The sequence below is a fragment of the Bradyrhizobium sp. LeoA1Lang genome (genome assembly GCF_055413685.1).
The window spans coordinates 1-1518 of sequence record NZ_JBVAPG010000388.1 but is presented as its reverse complement, the minus strand read 5'-3'; the positions used below and the strand labels follow the sequence as shown (position 1 = coordinate 1518).

Annotated in this window: 1 protein-coding gene; it reads right to left on the bottom strand. The window is 65.5% G+C overall.

What is annotated here, in order from left to right; genetic code table 11:
- Positions 1 to 111: 111 nt before the first annotated feature.
- Positions 112 to 1443 carry an IS1182 family transposase gene (locus ACZYOF_RS43675; protein ID WP_463719578.1) on the bottom strand — a complete coding sequence of 444 codons (1332 nt, stop codon included), beginning with the start codon at positions 1441 to 1443 and terminating at the stop codon, positions 112 to 114.
- Positions 1444 to 1518: the final 75 nt, after the last annotated feature.

Below are 1518 nucleotides of genomic sequence, written 5' to 3'. Positions count from 1 at the left end.
GAGCCTGAGAACCAATTCGGTTTTCGGGTAGACGGCATCCGAAGTAGCGGATGTTGAAGACCTCGACGGTGGAGCGGGGCGGGATTTGCGCGCCGCTATGGTTTGGCGCAGCTATGGGTTGGCGAGGCGATGTCCCTGCAGGATGTTGTTGGTGAGGGCGTACCAGAGCACGACGGCTCGGACCTTTTCGATGCCGCGCACCGTCAATTGCCTGAGGTCCCAGTTGCGCCAGCGGGCATGGATGCATTCGCAGATCGAGCGGGCCTGGTACTGTGCCTTGCCGGCGTCACTGGCCATGCGGGCGCGCCAAGCCAGCACCCCTGGGCCGTCGCTGCTCCGCGGTAAAAAGGGATCGATGCCGCTCTTGGATTTGGTCGGTGGGCAATAGACCTCGATGCCCTGGCCATGCGCCCACTCGATGTCCTCTGCACTGCAGAAGCCGCCATCGACGAGATGGCGGCGGGGAAAGCGCGTCAGCCGGGCGCGCGTTCGTTCCAGCATCGGCCGCATCAGGCCGCGATCTGATCCGTTGTTGTCGACATCGACCGCAACCACGATCGGTTTGCCCGCCGTGCTGGCCACCTGCACATTGTAGGCCGGACGGAAGCCGGCATCCGCCATCTTCATCACCCGCGCCTGCGGGTCCGTGGTGGAGGCCCGCGGCTCCTTCGGCTTCTTGCCATTGCCGCCCTTGTCGTTGAGCTTGTTTCGCTTGCGCTTGATCTCGGCCAGCGCCGTTTGCGCCGCTTGCACCCGCTCACTGCGTTCGCGCGCCGCGCGCTCCCTGGCGGCCCGGATCCGCCGGTTGCTGGCTTCCGGATCCGCATCGACCTCGCGCTTGAGCTCCTCCACCACGGCCTTGGCCTGCGCCATCTGCCGGTCCAGCGTCGCCTCGCGGCGGAACGAGCCGGCTCCCGCATTCGCCCGTATCCGCACCCCGTCCTGGGCCAGCTTCTCCAGATCGACCAGCCCCGCTTTGCTCAGCGCCGCTAGATGCTCGATCAGCAAGCGGTCGAGCAGGTCGGCACAGCCGACCCGGAAGTCCGATAGTGTGTGATAGTTCAAGGACACCCCGCCACAGAGCCAGCGATAGACGTCATGGCTGTCGCAGAGCCGGTCCAACGCCCGCGCGCTGCCGACGCCGTCGCTCGTGGCGTACAGCCAAAGCGCCAGCAGCAGCCGTGGCGATGGCGCCGGATGGCCGGGCCTGTTCTCCCGCGCCTTGACCCGATCCTCCAGTTCACTCAGGTCGAGCCCTTCCACATAGGCCCATATCACCCGTGCCGGATGATCTTGTCCGATCAGGCTGTCGATATCGACCGCTCGCAGTTCGACCTGGTCGCGCACCGGCTCGCGCAGCCGCGGCGCACCGCGCCGCACTGCTTCGGCCCGTGGCTCCGCTTGTTCCGGCAGCTCTCCAAACAACTCGTCACCAGCCATCATCCCCCTCCTGCAAATCAATCCGCGAAGAGAATCACAGCTGCCACGCGCCCGATATAAAAAGATTCACAGTCTCGT

Bases quoted from the DNA above. Each gene is read 5' to 3' on its own strand.
- ACZYOF_RS43675 (WP_463719578.1), bottom strand. From the start codon at position 1,443: ATGATGGCTGGTGACGAGTTGTTTGGAGAGCTGCCGGAACAAGCGGAG.